We start from the raw sequence: 22,894 nt of genomic DNA on the forward strand, positions 1-22,894 counted from the left end.
GAATCGAAGTCTGGTCCTCAGACTATCAGACTCCGGGCGCCGGCGCGCCCATCGGAACGCCAGCGCGACGATGGGCATTCGCGGCCTCGATCGCGGGACCGCCGCCCCGCATCGATCAGCCTGCCCGGGTGTCACACCGAAGCAAAGCCGGTCATGTGCGCCAGGTTCTTGAAGAAGATCCGGACATGCGCGATCGGCTTGGCGCGGACCAGCTTCTTGTTCATGTAGGCGTCCCAGGTCAGCTTCTGGACGTCGCGGTCGCGGCAGATGTTGACGAACTGCTCGCGGCGCTTGTCGCTCGCGTACCAGTACCACTGCATCAGGCCGAGGATGCGGAACACCGAGCCGTTGGCGCGCATGAAGCGCTTGCGCGCGCCCTTCAGCGCTTTGGCCTCCGCGGTTTCGAGAAACTCGCCCACCGCCTCGGCCGCAAGCCGGCCGCCGAGCAGCGCGTAGTAGATGCCCTCACCCGAAGCCGGCGCCACGACGCCCGCGGCGTCACCGGCGAGCAGCACGCTGTGGCCGTCGTCCCAGCGCGGCAGCGGATGCAGCGGGATCGGCGCGCCTTCCTTGCGGATGGTCTCGACCTCTTCGAGCCCGGTCTGCTTGCGCAGCTCGGCCACCGAGTCGCGCAGCGAGAAGCCCTTGTGCATCGAGCCGGTGCCGACGCTCACGGTGTCGCCGTGCGGAAACACCCAGCCGTAGAAATCCGGCGACACCTTGCCCTGATAGTACACGTCGCAGCGCCGGCTTTCATAAGCGGCGCGTTGCTCGGGCTGCGGCGCCTTGATGATCTCGTGATAGGCGAACACGAACGGCACCCGGTCGGCATCCGGCAGGAACTGCCGCGCCACCGCCGACACCGCGCCGTCGGCGCCGATGATCGCCCGCGCCCGCACGGTCTCTTCCTGCATCGAGCCATCGGGCTGGCGCGCTTCGTAGTGGACGGTGTTGACGCCGCTCTCGTCGCGCGTGAAGCGGCGGAACAGGCCGGTGCGGCGCTCCGCGCCGACGCTGGCGGCGCGCTTGCGCAGCCACTCGTCGAAATGCTCGCGATCGACCATGCCGACGAAGCCGCCGTCGATCGGCATGTCGACTTCGACATCGGTCGGCGACACCATCCGCGCGGCGTTGATCTTGGCGACCAGCATGCCGTCCGGAATCGCGAAATCGCGGATCGCGCGCGGCGGGATCGCGCCGCCGCACGGCTTGATGCGTCCGGCGCGGTCGAGCAGGACGACACGTTTGCCGGCGCGCGCGAGGTCGCAGGCCGCCGTCGCACCGGCGGGCCCTCCCCCGACGACGACGACGTCGTAGATTGCGGAATTCTCGCTCATCCTATCCTCCCGCCACAGCTGCATTCGACAAATCGACGCCCCGGCCCGCAGCGCGCGCGGAGCGCTGCTGCGCGCGATGCACCCACACCGCCATCACCGCCGACACCACGAACAAACCGGCCTCCGCGGCGAACACCGACGCGTAGGACAGCGCCGGCGAACTCAGGACCAGCCGCGCGACGTCGCTCGCCAGCGTGCCGATGAAGCCGCCGATGCCGAACGCGATCGCCTGCGCGGCGCCCCACAGTCCCATGCGCACGCCTTCGCGCTTCTCGCCGCCGGCGCTCACCAGCTCCATCATCGAGCCGATCGCCGCCACCGCATAGGCGCCATTGGTGACGCCGAGCAGAAACACGTTCTCGCGCAGCGGCCAGGTGCCGCCGACGATCGCGGCGGTGGACAGGCCCAGCAGCGCGATCGCCGAGGCGATGCAGCCGCCCACCGTCCAGACCTTGAGATTGCCGCGCGTCTTCGGAAACAGCGCCCCGATCAGCGGCACCAGCGCCATGCCGAGCAGCGTGCCGCCATGCTGCACGCTCGACAGCTTGGTGGTCTCGCCCGGCGTGAACGCGAACACCGCGCCGGCGAACGGCTCCAGGATCAGATCCTGCGCGCTGTAAGCGAGCATCGAGACGAACACGAAGATGGCGAAGCGGCGTGCCTGCGGCTCGGCCCAGACTTCCTTGATGGCGGCGCGGAACGAGCCCTTCTCGGGCGGCGGCGCGGCCGGAGCGGCGGCGACCTTGCCTTCAATTCCCCAGACGCCGACGAGCGTCAGCAGCATCGCGATCAGCGACACGCCGCCCGACACGGCGACGAGGCGCGACGGCGAATACGGATCGAGCAGATGGCCGGCGAAGCCGGTGGTGACGATGAAGCCTGCGATCATCATCACCCAGACGATGGTGGCGGCTGCGGCGCGACGCTTGTCGTCGACGCGCTTGGCCAGCAGCACCAGCAGCGAGGTGCCGGCTGCGCCGACGCCGCCGCCGATCAGGCAGAACGCGACGATCGCCAGCGCGACGCCGAACAGCGGCTGCGTCGCCATCCAGGCGGTCGCGACCGCGGCGAGGAAACCGCCGAGCGCCAGCACCGCCATGCCGCCGATGATCCAGGGCGTGCGACGCGCGCCGCGATCGGAGCCATGGCCCCAGGCCGGACGAAACACCTGCAGCGCGTAGTGGATCGCCACCAGCGCTCCCGGCAGCATCGCGGGCAGCGCCAGCTCCACCACCATCACCCGGTTGAGGGTCGAGGTGGTGAGCACGACGATGGCGCCGAGGCCGGTCTGCACCAGCCCCATCCGAACAATGCCCAGCCAGGACAGCGGCCGCATCATGATCATGCTACTCCGATCGCAGTGAAACTCATGCCGGGGCTCCGAACGAGGAGACCGCGACGGCGCTGGCCATCATGCCCATGACGTAGAGCGCGACGCCGAGACCGCTGAACCAGGTGGCGCGCTCGACCGGCGTGCGCAGGAAGCGGACCATCAGAACCAGCTGCAGCAGCAGCACCAGGCTGACGATCGCCGCGCCGATCGGCCGATCCCACGAAAGCAGCAGCGCGATCACTACCACCTGCGGGATCGCCATCACCGCGCAGGCGGTGCGCGCCGCGTTGTCCACGCCGAGCTTGACCGGCAGCGAGCCGACGCCGGTCTTGATGTCGCCCTCGATCGACTTGAAATCGTTCAGCGTCATGATGCCGTGCGCGCCGGCGCTGTAGAGCAGCGCGAGCGTCACGATCCACCACGGCGGCAGGCCGCCGAGCATGACGGCGGCGCCGGTGAACCAGGCGAAGCCTTCGTAAGTAATCGCGCAGGCGCCGTTGCCGAGCCAGCCGTTCTGCTTCAGCCGGAAGGGCGGCATCGAATAGATCCAGGCCAGCACCAGGCCGAGCACGGCGGCGCCGAACACCCAGACGCCGAGCTGGCTGGCGAGCAGCAGCGAGGCGGCTGTCCACATGAACGACAGATAGAGGCCCCAGCGTCCGGGGATGCGGCCGGAGGGGATCGGCCGGTTCGGTTCGTTGATGGCGTCGACGTCGCGATCGAACCAGTCGTTGACGACCTGGCTGGTCGCGACCAGCAGCGGACCGCACAGCACGATGCCGGCGATCACTTCGACCCAGCGCGACGAGATCGGCACGCCCGACGACACCACGCCGCAGGCGAAGGCCCACATCGGCGGAAACCAGGTGATCGGGTGCAACACTTCGAGCACCGCCGACGGCGCCGGGCGCAGCGCCACGGCGCCGGCCGGCGCGTTGCTCATCGGCGCGTTGCCTAATGGCGCATTACTCATCGGCAGCCTCTCCTTCGGGCGCATGTTCCGCGAGGCCATAGCGGCGCAGTTTGACGTAGAGGCTCTGGCGGCTGAGGCCGAGCATGTCGGCCGCCGAAGCGCGGTTGTCGCCGGTGAGTTCGAGCGCCGCCTCGATCGACAGCTTCTCGATCACGTCGGTGGTCTCGCGCACGAGATCGCGCAACGGCACGCGGCCGATCAGTTCGGTCAGCTGCGCGACCGAACGCGGCAGCTCGCGCTTCGAGCTGGGGGCTGTCGGCAACCGCTTCTCGACATTGCGGATCGCGAAGCCGAAGCACGGCTTGTCCTCGAGGTCGTTGAGCGCCACGGCCGAGACTTCGACCTCGGCGGCGGCGCCGTATTCGCCGCGCAGCACGGTGGCGAACAGCTTGATCGTGCCGTTCTGCCGCAGATTGGCGAGCGCGACGCTGAGGTCCACCCCGGTGCGGCCGAGCCAGCGATCGAGCAACTCGCCGCGCGCCTGTTCGGCGCTGCCGAGCTGCGCCATTTCGAGGAAGGCGAGATTGCTGCGCACGACGCGGCCGTCGAACTGGGTGATCACCAGCGCATCGGCGGCGGACTCGAAGTACTTCAGCAGCAGCGACGCGTTCTTGGCGGCGCCGACTTCCGGCACGGCGGACTGCGAGGTCAGCCGGACCAGGAACAGCGACGCGTTCTCCTGCCGGAACAGCGAGGCCGCCACGTCGCAGCTGCGCCCCGACGCGGCGAGGCGCACCTTGGCGCGGCCGTCGCGGCCGGTGGAACGGACATCCGCCAGCAGGCTGAGCACCAGCGGCTGGTCGGCGGGATCGAAATGGCTGGCGACCGGGGAATTCTGCGTCTGCGGCGCGGCGGAATCGAACAACGCCAGCGTCGCCGGATTGGCGTCGAGGATCAGTTCGCTGGTCGCATCCACGATCATGACGGCTTCCGAGGAGACCTGAAACAGCAGGCGATAGCGGGTTTCCGCGTGACGCAGCCGGATGTAGTCCCGCTCCATCGATTGCTGTGCGTTGATTAGCCGTTGCTGCATGATCGCGAGTTGACGCAGATCACGACCGACCACCAGAAGCCGATCGTCACGGCCGAAATTGATGGCCGAGTACAACACCGGCACGTCGTCCCCGCCTGGCGAGGGGTGGTTCACCTGACGCCACGTCGCGGTGTCGCGCACCGTCGCGTCGAGCAGCAATTCGCGTATTTTCGGCTGGGTGTCGGATGTCACGACATCGACCAGCCGCGATCCGAGCCAGCGGCCCTGCCCGTCGAGTTCGAGCGCCAGCTCGTCCTTGTTGAACGCCACGTCCCGGATGACGCCCTGCGGATCGATCACCAACGCGACGTCGGTCGCTGCGGCGATCAGCTTCGCTGCAGATTCAGCACCGAGATCGCCCAGCGCCTCCTTCGGAGATTTGAACACTTGCACCAGGGCAAATATCCTCCAGCAAAAACCCCTCCCTCTGTCCGGCGCCTGTGTCCGCCAAGTCGAGTCTTCTTCTTGACCCCGGGCCTTTGGGCGGGCTGCGGGTTGGCTTTTGGCTTGTTTCGGACTTCCAGGCGCGGGTGGGAAGCGCTTCCTTTACCTCACGTCGCTCCGCACGTCATTATCCGGCGTTGAAGTTTGGAGCGGGCGCGGCTGTTCGGGGTGGTCAGCGTCCTATCAAAGCAACACGCACGCCTGATCGGAATTTTTCAATCAGGCGTGCGCAATCTTGGGTCGAGAGCGTCAGAGTGCGCTACCGCGGCGGGGCGAGGCCATGCTTCACACCCCAGTCGAACCAGTTATCGACAACCGGGCCGGTCAGGATGATGCCGATGGCACCGGTCAGCGGGCAGAGCACCGCAAACCACCAGGCCCAACGATGGATCGATTCGGCCGTGGCGTTGAAGCCCATCGTCCAGCGCCAGAACAGAGCAGCGCGTTCAAGTGCGGTACCGCGGTCCAGCATCTGCTCGATTTCGCGCTCGCCGCCGTAGCGGCTCACGGCCAGGATGGTCGCACCGTGCATGGCGAACAGCAGGGCAGAGCCATACAGGAAGGCGATCGAGAGACAGTGGAAGGGGTTGTAGTACAGGTTGCCGTACTTGATCGAGAAGTTGTTGGTCCAGTCGAGGTGCGGGAAGATGCCGAAGGGCGGCGCTTCGCTGAACGAACCCATCAGCACCGGCTGGATGAAGCCGAGCGACAGATAGAGCAGGATCGCCGAGGCGAACGCCCAAGACACGTGGGTGCCCATGCCGAGCGCCCGCGAGCGGCGATAGGTGCGAACCCACCACAGCGCGATCGACACGGTGAGGAAGAAGCCGGCGATCAGCCACCAGCCACCTTCCTTCAGCGGCGGGATCGAGAGGCCGTATTCCGGCTTCGGCGGCTCGAGCGCCAGCCAGCAGAACTGGCGCAGGAATTCGATCGGGCTCCAGTCCACCGACGCCAGCATGTTGAGGCCGATGATCTCGATCGCGACGAAGCCGCACAGCAGCGAGCAGACACCGGTGAACCCGAGATAGACGGGGCCGACCTGCGCGTCGCCGATTTTGCCGAGCCAGTAGTTGAACGTCGTCTGGGTCTCGCGGGCAGAGCTGCCGGGTCGTAGCGGCACCCCCGCATAGGCAGGTCCCTCAACCTGGACCTGCGTAAAGATGTTCTGATATTGGGCCATGACAAGACTCTCTTGTGACCGGTTGAATTACGAATTCCAGATCGGCAGGTTGCGCCACCAATTCCACCACTCCGGCCACGAACCGCCTTCGGCGAGCACCGGACCGCTGAGGATCATGCAGACGGCGCTGAAGAACACGGCGGCCAGGGCCAGGAACAGGCCGAGACGATGAATGCCGATGGTGCCGATCGAGTAGCCGACGAGGTCACGGAACACGGTGTTCTCATGCTCGGGCGACTTCACCGGTTCGCCACGGTCCGGATTGAGGGCCGACAGAACCAGACCGCCATGCAGCGCCAGCGCCAGACAGGTCGTGAAGAAGAAGGTGATCGCGATCATGTGCGCGGGATTGTAGTGGAACTGGCCATAGGAGTAGCCGGTGTTCGACACCCAATCGAGATGCGTGAAGATACCGTAGGGGAAGCCGTAGCTCCAGGAGCCCATCAGAACCGGACGGATCACCACGAGGGTGACATAAGCGAAGATCGCGAAGCTGAAGGCGAACGGCACGTGATAGCCGATGCCGAGCTTGCGGCAGATTTCAACTTCACGCAGCGCCCAGGAAATGAATGCGCCGGTCGCGAAGATCGAGACCCATTGCCAGATGCCGCCTTCGGTCAGCGGCGCGAAGCCGAGGCCGTATTTGGCGTCCGGCGGATTGACGCTGATCTGCCACAGAACCCAGGTCGGTCCCATCGCAGTATTCCAGATGATCAGCGCGGTCCCCATCACCGCACAAAACACCGTCGCGACCCCGAAGAACCCGACGTAGAACGGGCCGACCCAGAAGTCGAACAGGTCGCCCCCGATTAGCGTTCCGCCACGAACGCGGTATTTTTTCTCAAAGCTGAGCATTGCCATCGATCGTTCCTCCGCGAGCGCGCCAGGGAAAATCCATCGTAGTATTCCAGTCCAGGTAGCTTCCCGGAAGCGGGCGAGCCCGGCAGATGGGTCCGTTTCCCGCCCGTTTCCGGTAAGCAGTTCACCATGCCGTTAGACGGGCATGCTGGTGTAGGTCTGAGAGATCTCAGCCGTCTTCTTCGGGCCGTCCAGCCAGTTGAAGCGGCTGGTGCTCAGCAGGATGAAGTGGATGATGATGGCCAGGCCGAACAGGAACACGAACAGCAGGACCAGCGCGCGACGCGGATCAAACAGAAGCCAAATTCGCCACATAGTAGTCGTCTCCCCTTAGCAAAGATACGAAGTCAGCTGATGGACAGTGTCCATCGCGTAACCGGTGGCCTTCGGCAGCCACGGACGCCACATCCAGGCGAGGATGTGAGCAACAACCGCGACGACGATGAAGAGGAAGAAGCTCGTCACGAAGATCGAGTGGAATTCCTTGGCTTCCGCTTCGGAAAGTCCCGAGATGGAACCGTCACTCATTTGGTACACCTCCTAGTGATGGCCTTTCGGCCGACTCGCCGCCCGAAGTGAGGGCGGCAAACGATTGCCGTATCGTTTCCGAAACGACAGCGAGTTACCGTTTCGTTTCCGAGACGGCAGTGTTCCGTCCGGCGAAGCCGGACGAAATTCGAATTACATCCCCATGAACGAGGAGGTCACCAGAACGCTCGCGGCGTTGTGGGCCTCGCTGAACACGGATTGAGATTGTGCGTTTTGCCGGCGCCAGGGCATCGCGCGTGTCACGATCGCGCGGACGAGGAACAGCGCGTAGCACGCGCCGAACATCAGCCTGCACTCGATGGCAGCGTTATCCTGAAGCACCCTGGAGCGACGGCCGGTGTGGACGTAGTCGGACATCGGTTATCTCCTAATTCTCGGATTGCGCATATTTGGTCGCGACATTGTGAACCGCATTGTTCTAGCTCAAATCATCGTTACACCGATTGCCCGTCGAGCAACGCAGCACGTGCTTTAGTGACGAATTCGGTAGTGACTTTTTCCTGTCCGGCGCGGCGCGCGCTGTTTTCGGCGGCATCGCGCAAGCGCTTCGCCGCGGAAATACGCACCAGCACCGGATGAGATTCGAGAACCTGGTCGAGCAGGGCTTTCGCCTCGTCGCTCCACAGCAATTCTTCGTGGCGGCGCGCCGGCGTCGGATCGACCCGGTCGAGATCGCTGCCGAGCGGCAGGATGTTGAACAGCGCGTCGAACAGCGCGTTGCAGACTTCCTGCACGAGGTAAGTCGCGCCCGAATAGCCCATGAACGGCGTGCCGGTGTGCCGGCGGATCACCGCGCCCGGGAACGACGCCGGGATGTACACTGCGCGCGCGCCGGCTTCGGCCAGGTACATTCTTTCGTTGTAGCTGCCGAACATGATCAGCGGCGGCGTCTGCCGAATCGCGGCCCGCACCGCGTCGTTGTCGGGCTTGACCCCGGCCTTGCGCGAGAACGCGAAGCTGCACGGCAGGCCCATCTCCTCTTCGAGGAAATGCCTCAGGCCGCGCGCATAGGTGTCGGTCGCGACCACCGCGAAGCTGGCGGTGCCGAAGAAGTCCTGCGTCACCGAGCGCCACAGATCCCACAACGGCTTGATCGTGGTGTTCTTCTCGCGCTCGATGAACGGCTCCGGGTCGAGCCCGGTGAGCTCGCCGAGCTTGCGCAGGAAGCGCGTGGTCGAATGCAGCCCGATCGGCGCCTGCAGATACGGCCGCTCCAGCGCTTCGCACAGCAGCCGGCCGAACTCGCGATACATGCAGACATTGACGTCGGCGTTGACCAGCTTGGGAATGTCGGCCAGATGCGTACCGAGCGGAAACACCATGTTGACTTCGGCGCCGATGCCTTCGATCAGGCGTCGGATCTCGGCGAGATCGGACGGCATGTTGAAGGTGCCGTAGATCGGCCCGATGATGTTGACGCGCGGCTTCTCGCCGTCCTTGCGGGTGCGCTCCGGAATCTTCTTCGGGCCGTATTCCTTCCACAGCCAGGAGATCGCGCGGTCGGCGCTCTGCCACTGATCCTCGTCGATGGTGCGCGGCAGGAATCGCTTGATGCCGGTGCCCTCCGGCGTGACGCCGCCGCCGATCATCTCGGCGATCGATCCGGTGACCACCACCGCCGGCAGATAAGGATCGAGCGCGCGATGGGCGCGCTTCATCGCACCTTCGGTGCCGAGCTTGCCGAGTTCTTCTTCGCCGAGCCCGGTGACGACGATCGGCAGTTCGTGGGGTGGCAGCGCGTCGGTGTAGTGCAGCACCGAGGTCACCGGCAGATTCTCGCAGCCCACCGGACCGTCGATGATCACCTGCAGGCCCTTCACCGCGGTGAAGGCATAGACGGCGCCCCAATAGCCGCCGGCGCGATCGTGATCGAGAACAAGCATCAGATCATCTCCTCCGCCTTGCGCTTCTTGGCTGCGGCTTCGATCTGCTTGCGATATTTGTCGCGGAAGGCGGGGTAGTCCTTCGGCGTGTCGGTCCAGATGCCGGCGCCGGGGCCCTGCCCGACGTCGCCGAAGAACTCTTTCATCTCGTCGAAGCGCGCCTGATTGGCGAGCGCCGCGTTGATCACCTGCGCCAGCGAGCCGGCGCCGGCGACGCCGAACAGCGGCCGCGCCGAAATCAGATTGGTGAAGTACAAAGACGGGATCGCCATGGTCTTGGCCTTCTGCACCACCGGAGTGGTGCCGATCGCCAGATCCGGACGGAATTCGTCGACCGCCGCGAAATCCTGCTCGAGCGAGGCGCGGTACTGCACCCGCACGCCCTTGGCTTCGAGCCACTCGCGATCGAGGTCGGACCACGGCGTGCGTGGCACCGCCGTGCCGACATACGGCACACGCGCACCGCTTTCGATCAGCAGCCGCGCCACCAGCAGCTCGGAGCCTTCGTAGCCCGACACGGTGATCCGCGCGTCGATCGGCTTGGCGGCGAGCGCGGCCTTGATGGCCGGCAGGAAGCGATTCTTCGCCGCGTCGATCTTGTCGCGCGATACGTTGCAGGCGGTGCCGATCGCTTCCAGCCAGGTCTCGGTGCCGTCGTGACCAACCGGCCCCGAGCCGACGGCCTTGCGGCCGGCGAGTTCGAACTGACGGATGCTGGCTTTGTAGAACGGATGAATCGCAGCGACGACTTCGCAGTCGAGCGCCGCATAAAGCTCACGCCATTCGCGGGTCGGGACCACCGGACCGGCGGCGAGGCCGAGCGGCTCCAGCATCATGTTGATGCCGACCGGATCGGCCGGAAACATTTCGCCGAGCAGCGTCACCGTCGGCCGCTCGCTGCGGCCGCCGCGCGGCGCCTGCACCGGGCCCTGTTCGGCTTCCTTGCGGGCGTATTCGAGCATCGCGCCGGCCAGCACGTCCTTGGCCTCGGCATGAGTCGGCACGCCGAATCCCGGCACGTCGATGCCGACGATACGCACGCCGTTGATCTCGTTCGGCAGCAGATCCAGCGGCACGCCGGACGCGGTCGGCACGCAGAGATTGGTGATGATGATCGTATCGTAGTGCTCGGGATCGGCGAGCTTGTAGACGGCGTCGCGGATGTCTTCGAACAGCTTGCCGGTGACCAGCGTCTCCGAACTGAACGGCACGTAGCCGACGGTGCGGCGCGCGCCGTAGAAATGCGACACGAAGGTCAGGCCGTAGACGCAGCAGGCCGAGCCGGACAGGATCGTCGCGGTCCGACGCATCCGCAGGCCGACGCGCAGCGAGCCGAACGCCGGGCACATGCTCTGCGGCTGATCATGCGGCCCCTTCGGATAGTCCGCGGCGTAGCGGTCGAGGATTTCGCTCTTGCCCGCGGCCTCCGCGGCGGCCTTCATTTCCGCCGCGCCGGCGTGGCAACCAAGCCCATCCGTCTTGGTCGCAGCGACGTTCACCGCGGCGTCGGCGCCGTCCGCCATGGCGTCGCCATCGGCGGGATCGGTAACGATCGAATCGCCGATGGGACCTGAATAGCGAGACATTGCGTTCATGACGGACTCCCGGACACGCTGTGGATCAGACCGCGTCGTAGATCACTTCGAGCGACGGCTTGTTCAGCACCGTGGCGCCGCACATGTCTTCCATCGTCGCAGGCAGGAGCACGACGTCGCGCCCCGTGACATCGCTGGAGAACAGGCCGAGCAGGCCGTCCTGCGTGAGCGGCTTCGGCCGGACCGGCGGCGCGATCGCGACGTTCTCGGCCAGGGTGGCGAACAGCGGACCCCACTGCCCGTCGGGCAGGCCGACGATCTCGTAGTTCGCGCTCTTGCGGCGGATGTCTTCATCGGCGGGAATCGCCGCCAGCACCGGAATGCCGGCCGCATTGGCGAAAGCCTGAGCCTCGCCGGTGCCGTCGTCCTTGTTGATCACCATGCCGGCGACGCCGACATTGCCGCCGAGCTTGCGGAAGTATTCGACCGCGGAGCAGACGTTGTTGGCGACGTAGAGCGACTGCAGATCGTTGGAGCCGACGACGATCACCTTCTGGCACATGTCGCGGGCGATCGGCAGGCCGAAGCCGCCGCACACCACGTCGCCGAGGAAGTCGAGCAGCACATAGTCGAAGCCCCACTCGTGGAAGCCGAGCTTCTCCAGCGTTTCGAAGCCGTGGATGATGCCGCGACCGCCGCAGCCGCGACCGACTTCCGGTCCGCCGAGCTCCATCGCGAACACGCCGTCGCGCTTGAAGCAGACGTCGCTGATCGTGACTTCCTCGCCGGCGAGCTTCTTCTTCGACGAGGTTTCGATGATGGTCGGGGTCGCCTTGCCGCCGAACAGCAGCGAGGTGGTGTCGCTCTTCGGATCACAGCCGATCAGCAGCACCTTCTTGCCCTGCTGGGCCATCATGTAGCTGAGGTTGGCGAGCGTGAAGCTCTTGCCGATGCCGCCCTTGCCGTAGATGGCGATGATCTGAGTCTCTTTGGTCACGGGAGTCGTCACCGGGGCGTCGGGCTCGATCGACGCCTCGGCCCGGAGTTGTGCGTCTTGCAGGCGGATCTGCGGAACGACGTTCATCAGCTCGGTCTCCAGTTCAGAACCATTTTGAGGCATGCAGGGTCTTCGAAAGCGATCCGATAGGCGTCGGGGGCCGACGCCGCCTCCTGGTGGTGCGTGATTAGTCCGTCGAGCGAGAGCTTGCCGCTGTCGATCAGCGCCTTGGCGGCGACGATGTCCGGCGGCTGCCATTCCGCCGCGATCCGGATCCGGGCTTCACGCATGAAAGCCGGAGGGAAGGCGAAGGACAGCGGCTCGCTGTAGAAGCCAGCGAGCACGATCTCTCCGGTCGCCGCGATGCGCGAAATCAAAACGTCCAGGAGTTTCGGGTCGCCGCTGACGTCGTAGATGCTACGATAGTCGCGTCTGTCGTCGGTTTCGGGGTCGATCACCGCGTAACCGTCGGCGCCGCCGGCGCGGACCGGGTTCTTCTCCCAGACCGTCGGCGGCGGATTACCGAGCGCGACCGAGATGCGCGCGAGCAGGCGGCCGAGCACGCCGTGACCGACGATGCAGTCCGGCGGTGTCGCGCCACGGGCCGCGATGGCATGGTAAGCGGTCGCGGCGAGAGCTATCAGGATACCGCGCTCGCCGAGCTGCTGATCGAGCGGCACGACGCGCTTGGCCGGAACGACGAGGCGCGAGGCGGAAGCGCCGAACAGGCCGCGGACTTCGCCGAAGCATTTCGCGCCCGGCACGAATACCATCTGGCCCGGCTGCAAGTCAGTCGCAACGCCCGCCTCGACGACTTCGCCGACCGACTCATACCCGGGCACCAGCGGATAACCCATTCCGGGGAATGGCGGCATCCGGCCGGACCACAACAAACGCTCGGTCCCGGTGCTGACACCGCTCCAGGCAACATCGACGACAACGTCGTCAGCAGTCGGCGCCGTGAGGCTGAGCCGGCTGAGTTCGACGTGTTGTGGCTGCTTGAGTACGACCGCGATGGTTTCCATCGCCTACTCCAAATCCCAGGCGGCAGAGTCCTGCCGCTGAGTGTCAGAGTAAACTGACGGAATGCAGTGTCAAGCTAGATTAACACATCGGGGCGCTTGATTGCGGTAATTACGGAGGCGACCATGGGCATCGGACCCGAGTGCAACCGGATGTCGCCGAAGCCGGCCTCCTCCAGAAGCTCGCGCAGCCGGGCGAAGGTCCGGCCCTGCCCGGTGCCCATCGCCCGCAGGTAAACCGCGAAATAGGCGTCGGTGCTGGATTCGCGGCCGGGCGGACCGGCGAGCGGTTCGGCGATCACCAATTTACCGTTGTCCGGCAAGGCCTTGTGGACGGCGCGCAGCAGCGCGGTGACGACGTCATCGTCGTGGTCGTGGATGATGCGGACCAGCGACACGATGTCGGCACCCTCGGGCAGCGCATCGTCGCGGAAGCTGCCGCCGATCGCGCTGGCGCGGCCCGCGAGACCGTTCGCGTCAAACCGCTCGGCGGCTTTGGCGGCGACCGCCGGCAGATCGAACAGCATGACACGCAGGCCCGGCGTCTGCGCGGCCACTGCGGACAGGAACGAGCCGTCGCCGCCGCCGACATCGAGCAGGCAGCGGTGGTCCTTGAACGACACCACGTGCAGCACTTCGCGGGCGATCATCGGCTGCGAGGCAGCCATCAACGCGGTGTAAGGCAGCACCTGATCGGCGCCGAGCTCGGCCGCGCCCTCGCCGCGCACATAGGCCCAATAGGCCGCGAGCTCGCCGCCGCCGCGCGGTCCGCGCAGCACGGCGAGCGGATCGGCGAGGTCGCGGTACAGCATCGCGTGATGCTCGACGAGCGCCAGCACGCCGGGATTGCCGCACAGCTCGGCGCCGAGCTGGCCGAGGCCGTAGCGGCCGCCGCTGCGCGGCTGCACCAGCTTCAGCGCGGTCGCGGCGTCCAGCAGCATGCGCATCGACTCGGGCGGCAGCGACAGCCGCAGCGCGAGCTCGTCGACGCCGAGGGGGCGATCGCGCAGCAGATCGAACAGCCGCAGTTGCACACAGGCGAGCAGGATCTGGGAATAGACGAAGCCGGCGACGATATCGAACATCGCGCCCGCACGGCGGCGCGCCACGCCGCGCGTCAGCGGAAACACCGCGGCAAAGCGCTGAAACCGCGGACTCGACAGGATCGCATCGCGCCAGCCGAGCAGCCGGTCGCGCAGGCTGAAGGAACTCATCACTCCTGCTACCACCGGCCGGCCATAAAGGCCAAGCCGGGAAGCCTCACGCCGCGGTCGCGGCGAGCTTGGCCGGCACCAGCCGGGTCGCTTCCGACATGATCAGCGACCGCAGTTCGTTGCCGTTGGAGCAAGGCGGCATCGCATCCACCGCGCCGCGCACCAGCGACTTCAGGTGATAGATCGCGCCGTCGATGCCCATCTCGCGCACCGCGCTGGGGCGGTCGTGCGCGATATCCTGGCCGACCGGCTTGCCGATCTCTTCCTCGTCAGCGGCGGCATCGCGCAGATCGTCGGCGACCTGATAGGCCTCGCCGATCTTCTCGCCGACCATGCGCCACGGTTCCGGATCGGCGCCGGCCGAGGCCGCACCCGCCGCGGTCGCGGCGACGAACAGCGCGCCGGTCTTGGAGCGGTGATAATGCGCGAGGTTGATCTCGGACTCGCATTCCCACGCCTGACCGGCGACGATGCCGAGCGGCACGCCGACGGCGCTGCCGATGATCTGGGTCAACTTCAACAGCCGGTCGGGCTGGCATGACACACGGGCGATCGACTGGAACGCCAGCACGATCAGCGCGTCGCCAGTCAGCACGGCGAGCGGCTCACCGAACGCCTTGTGCACCGAGGGACGGCCGCGGCGCAGATCGGCGCCGTCGAAACAGGGGAGATCGTCGTGCACCAGCGAGGCGCAGTGCATCAGTTCGAGGGCGGCGCCGGCGGCTTCGGTCGCAGCCGGGTTGTCCTCGCCGCAGGCCGCCGCGACGCTGTGGCAAAGCCGTGGCCGCACCCGCGCGCCGCGCGGGAATACGGCGCTGCGCATCGCCGCCGCGAGACGGGGCGGACAGCCTGCGAGGTCGGCCTGGTTGAGAGCCTCGGTGAGGGCACGCTCGATCCGGTTGGTCACGTCCATGGCAGACTCCCGCTCTCAAGCCAGCAAGTGTCAATTTAACTTGTCATCGGTGACTGTAAGTTATTATGGACACCTGTCAATGACATGGCGCAATGACACTTAAGGCGAAGCAGGAATCGGCATGAGAGATCTGGCCGCACGGAATCGGGTGGTGATCGTCGGCGCCGGGGTGGCAGGACTGACGTCCGCGCTGGCCTTGTCGGCGCGCGGTCTGGACGTGACCGTGGTCGAGCGCGCCGCCGCGCCCGGCGGCAAGATCCGCGAGGTCGGGATCGGCGCCGCGCGGATCGACAGCGGTCCCACCGTCTTCACCATGCGCTGGGTGTTCGAGGAATTGTTCGCCGGCGCCGGGCTCAACTTTGCCGACTCCGTCAAGCTTCGCCCGCTGTCGGTGCTGGCGCGCCACGCGTGGGACGAGCGCACGCGGCTCGACCTGTTCGCCGACGAGGCGCGCTCGGTCGATGCGATCGGCGCGTTCGCGGGCGCCGCCGAAGCCAGGCGCTACAAGCAATTCTGTGCCGATGGCCGCAAGATCTATCAGATCCTCGAGACGCCGTTCCTGCGCGCCACCGCGCCGAGCCTGCCCGGCCTCGCCACCGCGGGCGGCATCGGCGGACTGATCGAGCTGCGCAAGATTCGGCCGTTCACCACGATGTGGAACGCGCTCGGCGATTACTTCAAGGATCCGCGGCTGCGGCAGTTGTTCGGCCGCTACGCGACCTATTGCGGCTCCTCGCCGTTCCAGGCGCCCGCGACGCTGATGCTGGTCGCGCATGTCGAGCAGCAGGGCGTGTGGATCATCGAGGGCGGCATGCATGCGCTGGCGCGCGCGCTCGCCGATTGCGCCACCAGGCTCGGCGCGAGCATCCGCTACGAGCAGGAGGTGCGCGAGATCATGGTGTCGGGCGGCCGCGCCGCCGGCGTGATCCTGGCCAATGGCGAGCGCATCGAATCCTCCTCCGTCATCGTCAATGCCGATGTCGGCGCCCTGCCCGGCGGCCTGTTCGGCCAGGCGGTGCAGCGCGCGGTGCCGCCGCTGGCGCCGAAACTGCGCTCGCTGTCGGCGATGACCTGGAGCATGGTGGCGAAGACCGATGGCTTTCCGCTCAGCCGGCATTCGGTGTTCTTCTCGCGCGACTACGCGCGCGAGTTCACCGACATCTTCGGCCGCGGCGAGGTGCCGGGCGAGCCGACCGTCTATATCTGCGGCCAGGATCGCATCGACGACACCGCCATGCTCGGCGACGACGGCGGCGAAGAAGAGTTGCTGGTGCTGGTCAACGCGCCGCCGATCGGCGACCGCAAGCGCTTCGATCAGGACGAGATCGCGCGCGTGACGCAGCGGACCTTCGCGGTGCTCGAACGTTGCGGCCTGCGCGTCGAGGCGCAGCCCGACAAGACGCAGGTGACGACGCCGGAAGATTTCAACCGGCTGTTTCCGGCGACCGGCGGCGCGCTGTACGGCCGCGCCTCGCACGGCTGGAGCGCATCGTTCGAACGCCCCGGCGCACGCACCAAGGTGCCGGGCCTGTATCTCGCCGGTGGCAGCACGCATCCCGGCCCCGGCGTGCCGATGGCCGCGTTGTCGGGCCGCGCCGCCTCGGCCAGCCTGCTCGCCGATCTCGACGCCGAGCAACAGCGGCTGCGGCCGGCCGCAACCAAAGCCACCTGAATCTTTCGACCCACGAGTGTAGACCGACCCGATGATTGCCTGGCCCAACGAGACCGACGAACGCCGCGCCGGCTTCAACCTCGACGTTCCGCCGAACGGCTATGCCTGGTGGTACGTCGACGCGATCAGCGACGACGGCCGCGAAGGCCTCACCATCATCGCCTTCATCGGCAGCGTATTTTCACCCTACTACGCGTTCGCGCGGCGCGGCGGCGCGGCGGATCCGTTGAACCACTGCGCCCTCAATGTCGCGCTGTATCACCAGGGCAGCAAGCGCTGGACGATGACCGAACGCTCGCGCCGCAAGGTGGCGCGCAATCTCGGCTCGTTCCTGATCGGCCCCAGCGATCTCGGCTGGGACGGCCGCGCGCTGACCATCAACATCAACGAGATGAGCGCGCCGATCCCGGGCCGGATCAGGGGCCGTGTCCGCGTCGTCCCGCAGGTGGTGACCAAGAATCACTTCGTGCTGAACGAGGACGGCAATCACCGCTGGTGGCCGATCGCGCCACGCTCGCGGATCGAGGTGACGCTCGACCAGCCGAGCCTGTCGTGGCAGGGCGAGGCCTATCTCGACACAAATGCCGGCGACGCGCCGATCGAGACCGGATTCACCCATTGGGAATGGGCCCGCGGCGCGCTGCGCGACAAGACCGCGATCCTCTACGAAGCCGAACGCCGCGACGGCAGCCGCATCGATCTGGCGATTACTTTCGACGCCCAAGGCAACATGGAACGCTTCACCCCGCCGCCTTTGTTGCCCCTCCCCCGCTCCGGCTGGCGCATCGAGCGCAGCGCCCGCAGCGAAGCCGATGCGCGTATCGTCCGCACCGTCGAAGACACCCCATTCTACGCCCGCTCGATGGTCGAGACGACCCTGCTCGGCGAACGCGTCACGCTGATGCACGAAAGCCTGTCACTGGACCGCTTCAAGATGCCGGTGGTGCAGGCGATGCTGCCGTTTCGGATGCCGAGAAGGAAGTGAGCAAGGGCGCTACGCCGGCCGCCGACTGGCGGGGCGCTTCTCGTGCCCTGCGATGTCGAATGCTCATCCGGCGCTTTCGTGGATGGCCGGGACGAGCCCGGCCATGACGGCTGCGAGGCGGTCTCTCCAACTCCAAGAACTATCAGAAGTAGCAGACGCCCGCCCCAAATTCCGTCATGGCCGGGCTTGTCCCGGCCATTTACGAAACACACACTCGCCATATGGGTATCGGCTACGTGTACTTCCTGACCAACCGACCCAACGGCATCCTGTATGTCGGGGTGACGAACGACCTCGTGCGCCGGGTCTATGAGCATCGCAGCGGTGCCATCGCCGGTTTCACCAAGCGTTACGGCCTCAAGCGGCTGGTGTATTTCGAAACCTATGACGACATCCGAACCGCGATTCAGCGCGAGCATAACCTCAAGCACTGGAGCCGGACCTGGAAAGTGCGCCTGATCCTGGCGACGAATCCGACCTGGGACGATCTGTACGATTCGTTGTGAGGATGTTCGTGGATGGCCGGGACGAGCCCGGCCATGACGGCTGGGGTGGGCTTGGATGCTCGACGCGACGTCTGTCGAAAGACGCGCCGAGTCCGGAGCCCGTGATAACCAGGCAGACAGCCGTCACCGCTACACGGCCCGCCAAAATGCAGCAGGGATCCCCACCCCGTCATGGCCGGGCTCGTCCCGGCCATCCACGAACGGCGGTGCCGCACAGATGCGTCTTTAAGAGCGGCAATGAAACGGAAACAATGTGCGCGGCTCGTTGAGAGGCTGATCGTGGGTGGCCCGGACGGAGCCCGGCCATGACGGACTCAGTGCTTGTCCGGAAGGACCTCGCTCCGCGCCTTCTCCGCCTCGCGTTTCTTGTCCAGCCGCTTGCCCTGCCATTCCAGCACCAGCCAGCTGGCCGCGAACATCCCGAGCATCAGGATTTCGAAATAGTTGAAGGCGCTGTCGCTGGTCATGGGGCCTTGCCCTTGTCGCGTTCGGCGCGGGCGCGGTCGAGGCGTTTGCCTTGGCGTTCGAGGATCAGCCAGCCGACGATCAGGCACAGGAACACGGCGGCGAGTTCGATCAGTCCGTAGTAGTCCTCCACGGCGCACTCCCCAAGGCTGGCGGATCGATCATGCGGGCATGATCGATCACGGTGGACGCTTGCTCCCAGCTACGCGCCCTTCCCTGCGCGCGTTTCAGCTCCAGCTCACCAGCGGCGGCATCGAGCTCATGATGGTTTCGGTGTTGCCGCCGGTCTGCAGGCCGAACATCGTGCCCTTGTCGTACAAGAGATTGAACTCGACATAGAGGCCGCGGCAGGCGAGCTGCTGCGCGCGCTCCTCCTCGGTCCACGGCTCGGCCATGCGCTTGCGGACGATCTTCGGATAGATGTCGAGCAGCGCCGCGCCGACGTCGCGCGTGAAGGCGAAGTCGCGTTCGAAATCGCCGCTGTTGAGGTGATCGTAGAAGATGCCGCCGACGCCGCGCGCCGTGCCACGATGCGGCAGGAAGAAGTAGGTGTCGGCCCACGGCTTGAATTTCGCGTAGTAGGTCGGATCGTGGGCGTCGCAGGCGGCCTTCATGGCGGCGTGGAAGATCACCGCGTCCTCCGCCTCCTGGCTGCGCTGCTCGGGCAGCATCGGCGTCAGGTCCGCGCCGCCGCCGAACCAGCCCTGCGAGGTCGAGAGAAACCGCGTGTTCATGTGCACGGTCGGCACGCGCGGGCTACGCGGATGCATGATCAGGCTGATGCTGGTCGACACGTAGTCGAGCGTCACGCCGTCGCCCGGCAGATTCTTCGCCATCTCCGGCGTCAGTCGGCCGTTGGCCGACGAGGTGTGGATGCCGATCTTTTCGAACAGCCGGCCGTCCGACAGGAAACCACCCACCCCGCCGCCGGCGCCGGTCTTCCGCTGCCATGGCTTGTAGGTGAAGGTCGCGGGCGTGCCGGGAAACAGGTCGGCCGGCGCTTCGCGCTCCAGCGTTTCGATCTCGGCGCAGATCCGGTCGCGCAGGCCCTCGAACCAGACGCGGGCACGGGTGCGGCGCGCTTCCACCGGGTCATCCGAAGTGGTGGGCGTGCGGTCGAGGTCGGTGTCGATGGTCATGGCGATGATCCGTTGCAAGTGAGCATCGGTACCACGCCAGTGTGGCGGCTTCGAGAGTTTTTGCAAATGGGTGGCGGATGACGCGTGGTTTGGTCGAGCGCGCGGAGCCCATCCTTCGAGACGGCCGCTACGCGGCCTCCTCAGGATGAGGTTTGATCGTGTTGCAGCGCTTCAATGCACACAGCCTCATGGTGAGGAGGCGCGAAGCGCCGTCTCGAACCATGGGCCGCGAGCGACGCGGATGCCAAAGTAACTACACCCGGCTGCGTTGCAGCATCTGGTCGCGGCGTTCGAGGCGGGTGAACAGGTCGACGAGCCATGCGACCTTCTGCTCGATCGGGTTGACCTTCTGACGCTGCGGCACGTCGCGGACCGGATAGGCCACCACCGCATCGACCAGGAAGCGGGTTTCTTCCATGTCGCCGAACTTGGCCGGCAGATACTTGGCCGGCGCCCATTCGGTTTCCTGCAGCGCCAGCATGCGCGCCAGCACGGCCAGCTTGCGGCCGGTCGAGACCACCGCGCGGCTCGACACCGAATCGAGGCCGGAGCGTTCGACCTCGCGGCCGATCTCGGCATACAGCGCGCGCGCCGCGAAGATGCCCGGGCGGCACGAGCGCGGCAGATTGGCGATGCCGAGCGTGGCGCGGTCGTACAGCGCGTCCGCGGTGTCGATCAGGCGCTTGACGATGCCGGCGATCTCCGGCGTGAACTTCGGATCGGCGAGCCACGTTTCCGGATCGAGTCCGGCTTCGCGCATCCACGACAGCGGCATGTAGATGCGGCCGTTGCGGGCATCCTCGCCGATATCGCGGGCGATGTTGGTGAGCTGCATGGCGCAGCCGAGATCGCAGGCGCGGGCGACGATGTCGGGACGGCGCTGGCCCATCACCAGCGTCATCATCACGCCGACGGTGCCGGCGACGCGGGCGCAATAGGCATACAGATCGGACAGCGTCTCGAAACGTCGGCCCTGCGAATCCCATTCGAGGCCTTCGATCAGCGCCTCGGGAATCGCCGGCGGAATCGAGAACCGCGCGATCACGTCGGCGAAGGCGCGATCGGACGGATAGGCCCGCGGCAGGCCGCGGCAGGCGCGGTCGAGCCGGTCCTTCAGCACGTCGACCGCGTTGGAGCGATCGAGGCCGAGATCGACGGCGTCGTCGGCGACGCGGCAGAACGCGTAGAGCGCGATCGCCGGATCGCTGATCCGGCGTGGCAGCACCATCGAGGCGGCGTGGAAGGTCCGCGAGCCTTCCTTGATCATCTCGCGGCAGGCCAGCAGGTCGGATTGGGCCAGCAGGTCGGATTGCAGACTCATGATGTCACCAGACTGTTGGCCTCGGGGACCAGGGAATCGAGCACGCGCGCGGAGGACAGCACGCCGGGCAGCCCGGCGCCCGGATGCGTGCCGGCGCCGACGAGATACAAGTTCTTGACGTCTTCGCTCTGGTTGTGCGGCCTGAACCAGGCGCTCTGCCACAGCACCGGCTCGAGCCCGAAGGCAGCGCCGCGGAACGACGACAGCCGATCCTGGAAATCGAGCGGCGTGGTGATCTTCGAACTCACGACCTGATTTTCCAGATCGGGCAGCACGGTGGCGCCGAGCATCTTGGCGATCGAGGCGCGGTACGGCTCAGCCTTGCTGTGCCAGTCGACATTGCCGAGCAGGTTCGGCACCGGCGACAGCACATAGAAGGTGTCGCAGCCGGGCGGCGCCAGCGACGGATCGGTCGCGGTTGGGCGATGCAGATACAGGCTGAAATCGTCGGCGACGATCTTGCGGCCGAAGATGTCGCTGATCAGCTCGCGATAGCGCGGGCCGAGCAGGATGGTGTGATGCTTGACGTCCTCGTAGCGCCGCTTCGTGCCGAAGTACCAGACGAACAGGCTCATCGAGTAGCGCGACTTCTCGATCTTGGCGTCGGTCCAGCGCCGGCGCGCCTCCGGTGCCAGCAGATAGCGATAGGTCGAGGCCGAATCGGCGTTCGACACCACGATGTCGGCCTTGATCACTTCGCCATCGGCGAGCTTGACGCCGGTCGCGGTGCCGTTCTCGACGACGATCTGGCGGACGTCCTGATTGTACAGGATGCGGTTGCCCTGCCCCTCGATCAGGCCGACGAGGCCGGTGACGAGTGCGCCGGTGCCGCCCATCGCCGAATGCACGCCCCATTGCTTCTCGAGATAGGTGATCAGGCAGTACACCGAGCTCGACATGAACGGGTTGCCGCCGATCAGCAGCGGATGGAAGCTGAACACTTGCCGCAGCTTCGGATCCTTGAAGTGCTTGGCCACCAGGCTGTAAACGCTGCGATAGCTCTCCAGACGGATCATCGCGGGCGCGATCTTCAGCATGTCGGTGAAGCGGTTGAACGGCTGGTCGCCGAGCTGTTCGAAGCCGACCTTGAAGATCTCGTGCGACGCCGCCATGAAGCGGTCGTAGGCCGGCACGTCGTCCGGACAGAACTTGGCGATCTGGTCCAGCACCGCGTCGCGGTCGTCGGAGTAATCGAAGAAGGTGCCGTCGTCGAAGCGGATGCGGTAGAACGGCGACATCGGCTTCAGCGTGATGTCGTCCGACATCCGCTTGCCGCACAGCTTCCACAGCTCCTCGAACAGATACGGCGCGGTGACGATGGTCGGCCCGGCGTCGAACGAGAAGCCGTCCTGCTTGTGGACGTAGGCGCGGCCGCCGGCGGCGTCGAGCTTCTCCAGAACGGTTACTCGATACCCCTTTGCACCGAGACGAACCGCAGCGGCCAAGCCGCCAAAGCCGGAGCCGATCACCACCGCATGCGGCGCGCGATCATCGGGGGTACGAGGAGCAGGTGTTGGACCAGGATCGAGCAT

General features: G+C 66.3%; 23 protein-coding genes. 3 read left to right on the plus strand and 20 right to left on the minus strand.

Annotation, left to right across the window (positions count from 1 at the left end):
• Positions 1 to 131 precede the first annotated feature (131 nt).
• The 15 genes from ACFFJ6_RS14455 to ACFFJ6_RS14525 all read right to left on the minus strand — a co-directional run bounded on the left by ACFFJ6_RS14455 (position 132) and on the right by ACFFJ6_RS14525 (position 15,274).
• Positions 132 to 1,337, minus strand: a complete 1,206-nt coding sequence (locus ACFFJ6_RS14455; RefSeq protein WP_378388847.1) for a geranylgeranyl diphosphate reductase — start codon at positions 1,335 to 1,337, stop codon at positions 132 to 134.
• A gap of 1 nt (position 1,338) precedes the next feature.
• A complete protein-coding gene (locus ACFFJ6_RS14460; RefSeq protein ID WP_378389700.1) occupies positions 1,339 to 2,676 on the minus strand; it encodes a BCD family MFS transporter in 1,338 nt (445 codons plus the stop codon).
• A 28-nt stretch (positions 2,677 to 2,704) separates the two neighbouring features.
• Positions 2,705 to 3,613, minus strand: coding sequence for a chlorophyll synthase ChlG (gene chlG / locus ACFFJ6_RS14465; protein ID WP_378389702.1), 909 nt, complete (start codon positions 3,611 to 3,613; stop codon positions 2,705 to 2,707).
• Between the two features lie 22 nt (positions 3,614 to 3,635).
• On the minus strand, positions 3,636 to 5,069 hold the full coding sequence (gene ppsR, locus ACFFJ6_RS14470; protein ID WP_378388849.1) for a transcriptional regulator PpsR: 1,434 nt from the start codon (positions 5,067 to 5,069) through the stop codon (positions 3,636 to 3,638).
• Positions 5,070 to 5,379: 310 nt separating this feature from the next.
• Complete coding sequence (gene pufM / locus ACFFJ6_RS14475) at positions 5,380 to 6,303, minus strand: photosynthetic reaction center subunit M (protein WP_378388851.1); 924 nt, start codon at positions 6,301 to 6,303, stop codon at positions 5,380 to 5,382.
• Between the two features lie 27 nt (positions 6,304 to 6,330).
• Entirely contained in the window at positions 6,331 to 7,164 is an 834-nt protein-coding gene (gene pufL, locus ACFFJ6_RS14480; RefSeq protein WP_254981435.1) for a photosynthetic reaction center subunit L, read from the minus strand.
• A 132-nt stretch (positions 7,165 to 7,296) separates the two neighbouring features.
• On the minus strand, positions 7,297 to 7,476 hold the full coding sequence (gene pufA, locus ACFFJ6_RS14485) for a light-harvesting antenna LH1, alpha subunit (RefSeq protein WP_011442873.1): 180 nt from the start codon (positions 7,474 to 7,476) through the stop codon (positions 7,297 to 7,299).
• A 15-nt stretch (positions 7,477 to 7,491) separates the two neighbouring features.
• On the minus strand, positions 7,492 to 7,689 hold the full coding sequence (pufB, locus tag ACFFJ6_RS14490) for a light-harvesting antenna LH1, beta subunit (RefSeq protein WP_238734539.1): 198 nt from the start codon (positions 7,687 to 7,689) through the stop codon (positions 7,492 to 7,494).
• Positions 7,690 to 7,842: 153 nt separating this feature from the next.
• Complete coding sequence (locus tag ACFFJ6_RS14495) at positions 7,843 to 8,067, minus strand: hypothetical protein (protein WP_378388855.1); 225 nt, start codon at positions 8,065 to 8,067, stop codon at positions 7,843 to 7,845.
• Between the two features lie 77 nt (positions 8,068 to 8,144).
• Complete coding sequence (gene bchZ, locus ACFFJ6_RS14500; RefSeq protein ID WP_378388857.1) at positions 8,145 to 9,593, minus strand: chlorophyllide a reductase subunit Z; 1,449 nt, start codon at positions 9,591 to 9,593, stop codon at positions 8,145 to 8,147.
• Positions 9,593 to 11,188, minus strand: coding sequence for a chlorophyllide a reductase subunit Y (gene bchY / locus ACFFJ6_RS14505; RefSeq protein WP_378388859.1), 1,596 nt, complete (start codon positions 11,186 to 11,188; stop codon positions 9,593 to 9,595). The genes bchZ and bchY overlap by 1 nt, the downstream gene beginning before the upstream one ends.
• Positions 11,189 to 11,213: 25 nt before the next feature.
• Positions 11,214 to 12,212: a chlorophyllide a reductase iron protein subunit X gene (locus tag ACFFJ6_RS14510; RefSeq protein WP_378388861.1), complete on the minus strand. Its 999-nt coding sequence runs from the start codon at positions 12,210 to 12,212 to the stop codon at positions 11,214 to 11,216.
• Positions 12,212 to 13,150, minus strand: a complete 939-nt coding sequence (gene bchC, locus ACFFJ6_RS14515; protein WP_378388863.1) for a chlorophyll synthesis pathway protein BchC — start codon at positions 13,148 to 13,150, stop codon at positions 12,212 to 12,214. The genes ACFFJ6_RS14510 and bchC overlap by 1 nt, the downstream gene beginning before the upstream one ends.
• 74 nt (positions 13,151 to 13,224) lie before the next feature.
• On the minus strand, positions 13,225 to 14,361 hold the full coding sequence (locus ACFFJ6_RS14520) for a methyltransferase (RefSeq protein ID WP_378388865.1): 1,137 nt from the start codon (positions 14,359 to 14,361) through the stop codon (positions 13,225 to 13,227).
• Positions 14,362 to 14,407: 46 nt separating this feature from the next.
• A complete protein-coding gene (locus ACFFJ6_RS14525) occupies positions 14,408 to 15,274 on the minus strand; it encodes a polyprenyl synthetase family protein (RefSeq protein WP_378388867.1) in 867 nt (288 codons plus the stop codon).
• Between the two features lie 121 nt (positions 15,275 to 15,395).
• Here ACFFJ6_RS14525 and crtD point away from each other — a divergent pair, with 121 nt between their 5' ends.
• From crtD to ACFFJ6_RS14540, 3 genes are all read left to right on the plus strand, one after another.
• Positions 15,396 to 16,946: a 1-hydroxycarotenoid 3,4-desaturase CrtD gene (crtD, locus tag ACFFJ6_RS14530; protein WP_378388869.1), complete on the plus strand. Its 1,551-nt coding sequence runs from the start codon at positions 15,396 to 15,398 to the stop codon at positions 16,944 to 16,946.
• Between the two features lie 31 nt (positions 16,947 to 16,977).
• Positions 16,978 to 17,931 (plus strand): carotenoid 1,2-hydratase family protein, encoded by a 954-nt coding sequence (locus ACFFJ6_RS14535; protein WP_378388871.1) that lies wholly within the window; start codon positions 16,978 to 16,980, stop codon positions 17,929 to 17,931.
• Between the two features lie 176 nt (positions 17,932 to 18,107).
• Positions 18,108 to 18,437 carry a GIY-YIG nuclease family protein gene (locus tag ACFFJ6_RS14540; RefSeq protein WP_378388873.1) on the plus strand — a complete coding sequence of 110 codons (330 nt, stop codon included), beginning with the start codon at positions 18,108 to 18,110 and terminating at the stop codon, positions 18,435 to 18,437.
• A gap of 314 nt (positions 18,438 to 18,751) precedes the next feature.
• On the opposite strand, the gene ACFFJ6_RS14545 is transcribed toward ACFFJ6_RS14540, so the two are convergent.
• The 5 genes from ACFFJ6_RS14545 to ACFFJ6_RS14565 form a co-directional block, all read right to left on the minus strand.
• Positions 18,752 to 18,904: a hypothetical protein gene (locus ACFFJ6_RS14545; protein WP_378388875.1), complete on the minus strand. Its 153-nt coding sequence runs from the start codon at positions 18,902 to 18,904 to the stop codon at positions 18,752 to 18,754.
• Positions 18,901 to 19,035 (minus strand): hypothetical protein, encoded by a 135-nt coding sequence (locus tag ACFFJ6_RS14550; RefSeq protein ID WP_378388877.1) that lies wholly within the window; start codon positions 19,033 to 19,035, stop codon positions 18,901 to 18,903. Before ACFFJ6_RS14550 ends, ACFFJ6_RS14545 begins: the two co-directional genes overlap by 4 nt.
• A 94-nt stretch (positions 19,036 to 19,129) precedes the next feature.
• A complete protein-coding gene (gene hemF / locus ACFFJ6_RS14555) occupies positions 19,130 to 20,041 on the minus strand; it encodes an oxygen-dependent coproporphyrinogen oxidase (RefSeq protein WP_378388879.1) in 912 nt (303 codons plus the stop codon).
• A 253-nt stretch (positions 20,042 to 20,294) separates the two neighbouring features.
• Positions 20,295 to 21,362, minus strand: a complete 1,068-nt coding sequence (locus ACFFJ6_RS14560) for a phytoene/squalene synthase family protein (protein ID WP_378388881.1) — start codon at positions 21,360 to 21,362, stop codon at positions 20,295 to 20,297.
• On the minus strand, positions 21,359 to 22,894 hold the full coding sequence (locus ACFFJ6_RS14565; protein WP_378388883.1) for a phytoene desaturase: 1,536 nt from the start codon (positions 22,892 to 22,894) through the stop codon (positions 21,359 to 21,361). Before ACFFJ6_RS14565 ends, ACFFJ6_RS14560 begins: the two co-directional genes overlap by 4 nt.

This window comes from Rhodopseudomonas telluris (genome assembly GCF_042432815.1).
Classification (GTDB): domain Bacteria; phylum Pseudomonadota; class Alphaproteobacteria; order Rhizobiales; family Xanthobacteraceae; genus Rhodopseudomonas; species Rhodopseudomonas telluris.

Excerpts from the sequence above, each read along its gene's own strand:
- ACFFJ6_RS14455 (WP_378388847.1), bottom strand. The coding sequence starts at position 1,337 with ATGAGCGAGAATTCCGCAATCTACGACGTCGTCGTCGTCGGGGGAGGG.
- ACFFJ6_RS14460 (WP_378389700.1), bottom strand. The coding sequence starts at position 2,676 with ATGATGCGGCCGCTGTCCTGGCTGGGCATTGTTCGGATGGGGCTGGTG.
- chlG (WP_378389702.1), bottom strand. The coding sequence starts at position 3,613 with ATGAGCAACGCGCCGGCCGGCGCCGTGGCGCTGCGCCCGGCGCCGTCG.
- pufM (WP_378388851.1), bottom strand. The coding sequence starts at position 6,303 with ATGGCCCAATATCAGAACATCTTTACGCAGGTCCAGGTTGAGGGACCT.
- pufL (WP_254981435.1), bottom strand. The coding sequence starts at position 7,164 with ATGGCAATGCTCAGCTTTGAGAAAAAATACCGCGTTCGTGGCGGAACG.
- pufA (WP_011442873.1), bottom strand. The coding sequence starts at position 7,476 with ATGTGGCGAATTTGGCTTCTGTTTGATCCGCGTCGCGCGCTGGTCCTG.
- pufB (WP_238734539.1), bottom strand. The coding sequence starts at position 7,689 with ATGAGTGACGGTTCCATCTCGGGACTTTCCGAAGCGGAAGCCAAGGAA.
- ACFFJ6_RS14495 (WP_378388855.1), bottom strand. The coding sequence starts at position 8,067 with ATGTCCGACTACGTCCACACCGGCCGTCGCTCCAGGGTGCTTCAGGAT.
- bchZ (WP_378388857.1), bottom strand. The coding sequence starts at position 9,593 with ATGCTTGTTCTCGATCACGATCGCGCCGGCGGCTATTGGGGCGCCGTC.
- bchY (WP_378388859.1), bottom strand. The coding sequence starts at position 11,188 with ATGAACGCAATGTCTCGCTATTCAGGTCCCATCGGCGATTCGATCGTT.
- ACFFJ6_RS14510 (WP_378388861.1), bottom strand. The coding sequence starts at position 12,212 with ATGAACGTCGTTCCGCAGATCCGCCTGCAAGACGCACAACTCCGGGCC.
- bchC (WP_378388863.1), bottom strand. The coding sequence starts at position 13,150 with ATGGAAACCATCGCGGTCGTACTCAAGCAGCCACAACACGTCGAACTC.
- ACFFJ6_RS14520 (WP_378388865.1), bottom strand. The coding sequence starts at position 14,361 with ATGAGTTCCTTCAGCCTGCGCGACCGGCTGCTCGGCTGGCGCGATGCG.
- ACFFJ6_RS14525 (WP_378388867.1), bottom strand. The coding sequence starts at position 15,274 with ATGGACGTGACCAACCGGATCGAGCGTGCCCTCACCGAGGCTCTCAAC.
- crtD (WP_378388869.1), top strand. The coding sequence starts at position 15,396 with ATGAGAGATCTGGCCGCACGGAATCGGGTGGTGATCGTCGGCGCCGGG.
- ACFFJ6_RS14535 (WP_378388871.1), top strand. The coding sequence starts at position 16,978 with ATGATTGCCTGGCCCAACGAGACCGACGAACGCCGCGCCGGCTTCAAC.
- ACFFJ6_RS14540 (WP_378388873.1), top strand. The coding sequence starts at position 18,108 with ATGGCCGGGCTTGTCCCGGCCATTTACGAAACACACACTCGCCATATG.
- ACFFJ6_RS14545 (WP_378388875.1), bottom strand. The coding sequence starts at position 18,904 with ATGACCAGCGACAGCGCCTTCAACTATTTCGAAATCCTGATGCTCGGG.
- hemF (WP_378388879.1), bottom strand. The coding sequence starts at position 20,041 with ATGACCATCGACACCGACCTCGACCGCACGCCCACCACTTCGGATGAC.
- ACFFJ6_RS14560 (WP_378388881.1), bottom strand. The coding sequence starts at position 21,362 with ATGAGTCTGCAATCCGACCTGCTGGCCCAATCCGACCTGCTGGCCTGC.
- ACFFJ6_RS14565 (WP_378388883.1), bottom strand. The coding sequence starts at position 22,894 with ATGCTCGATCCTGGTCCAACACCTGCTCCTCGTACCCCCGATGATCGC.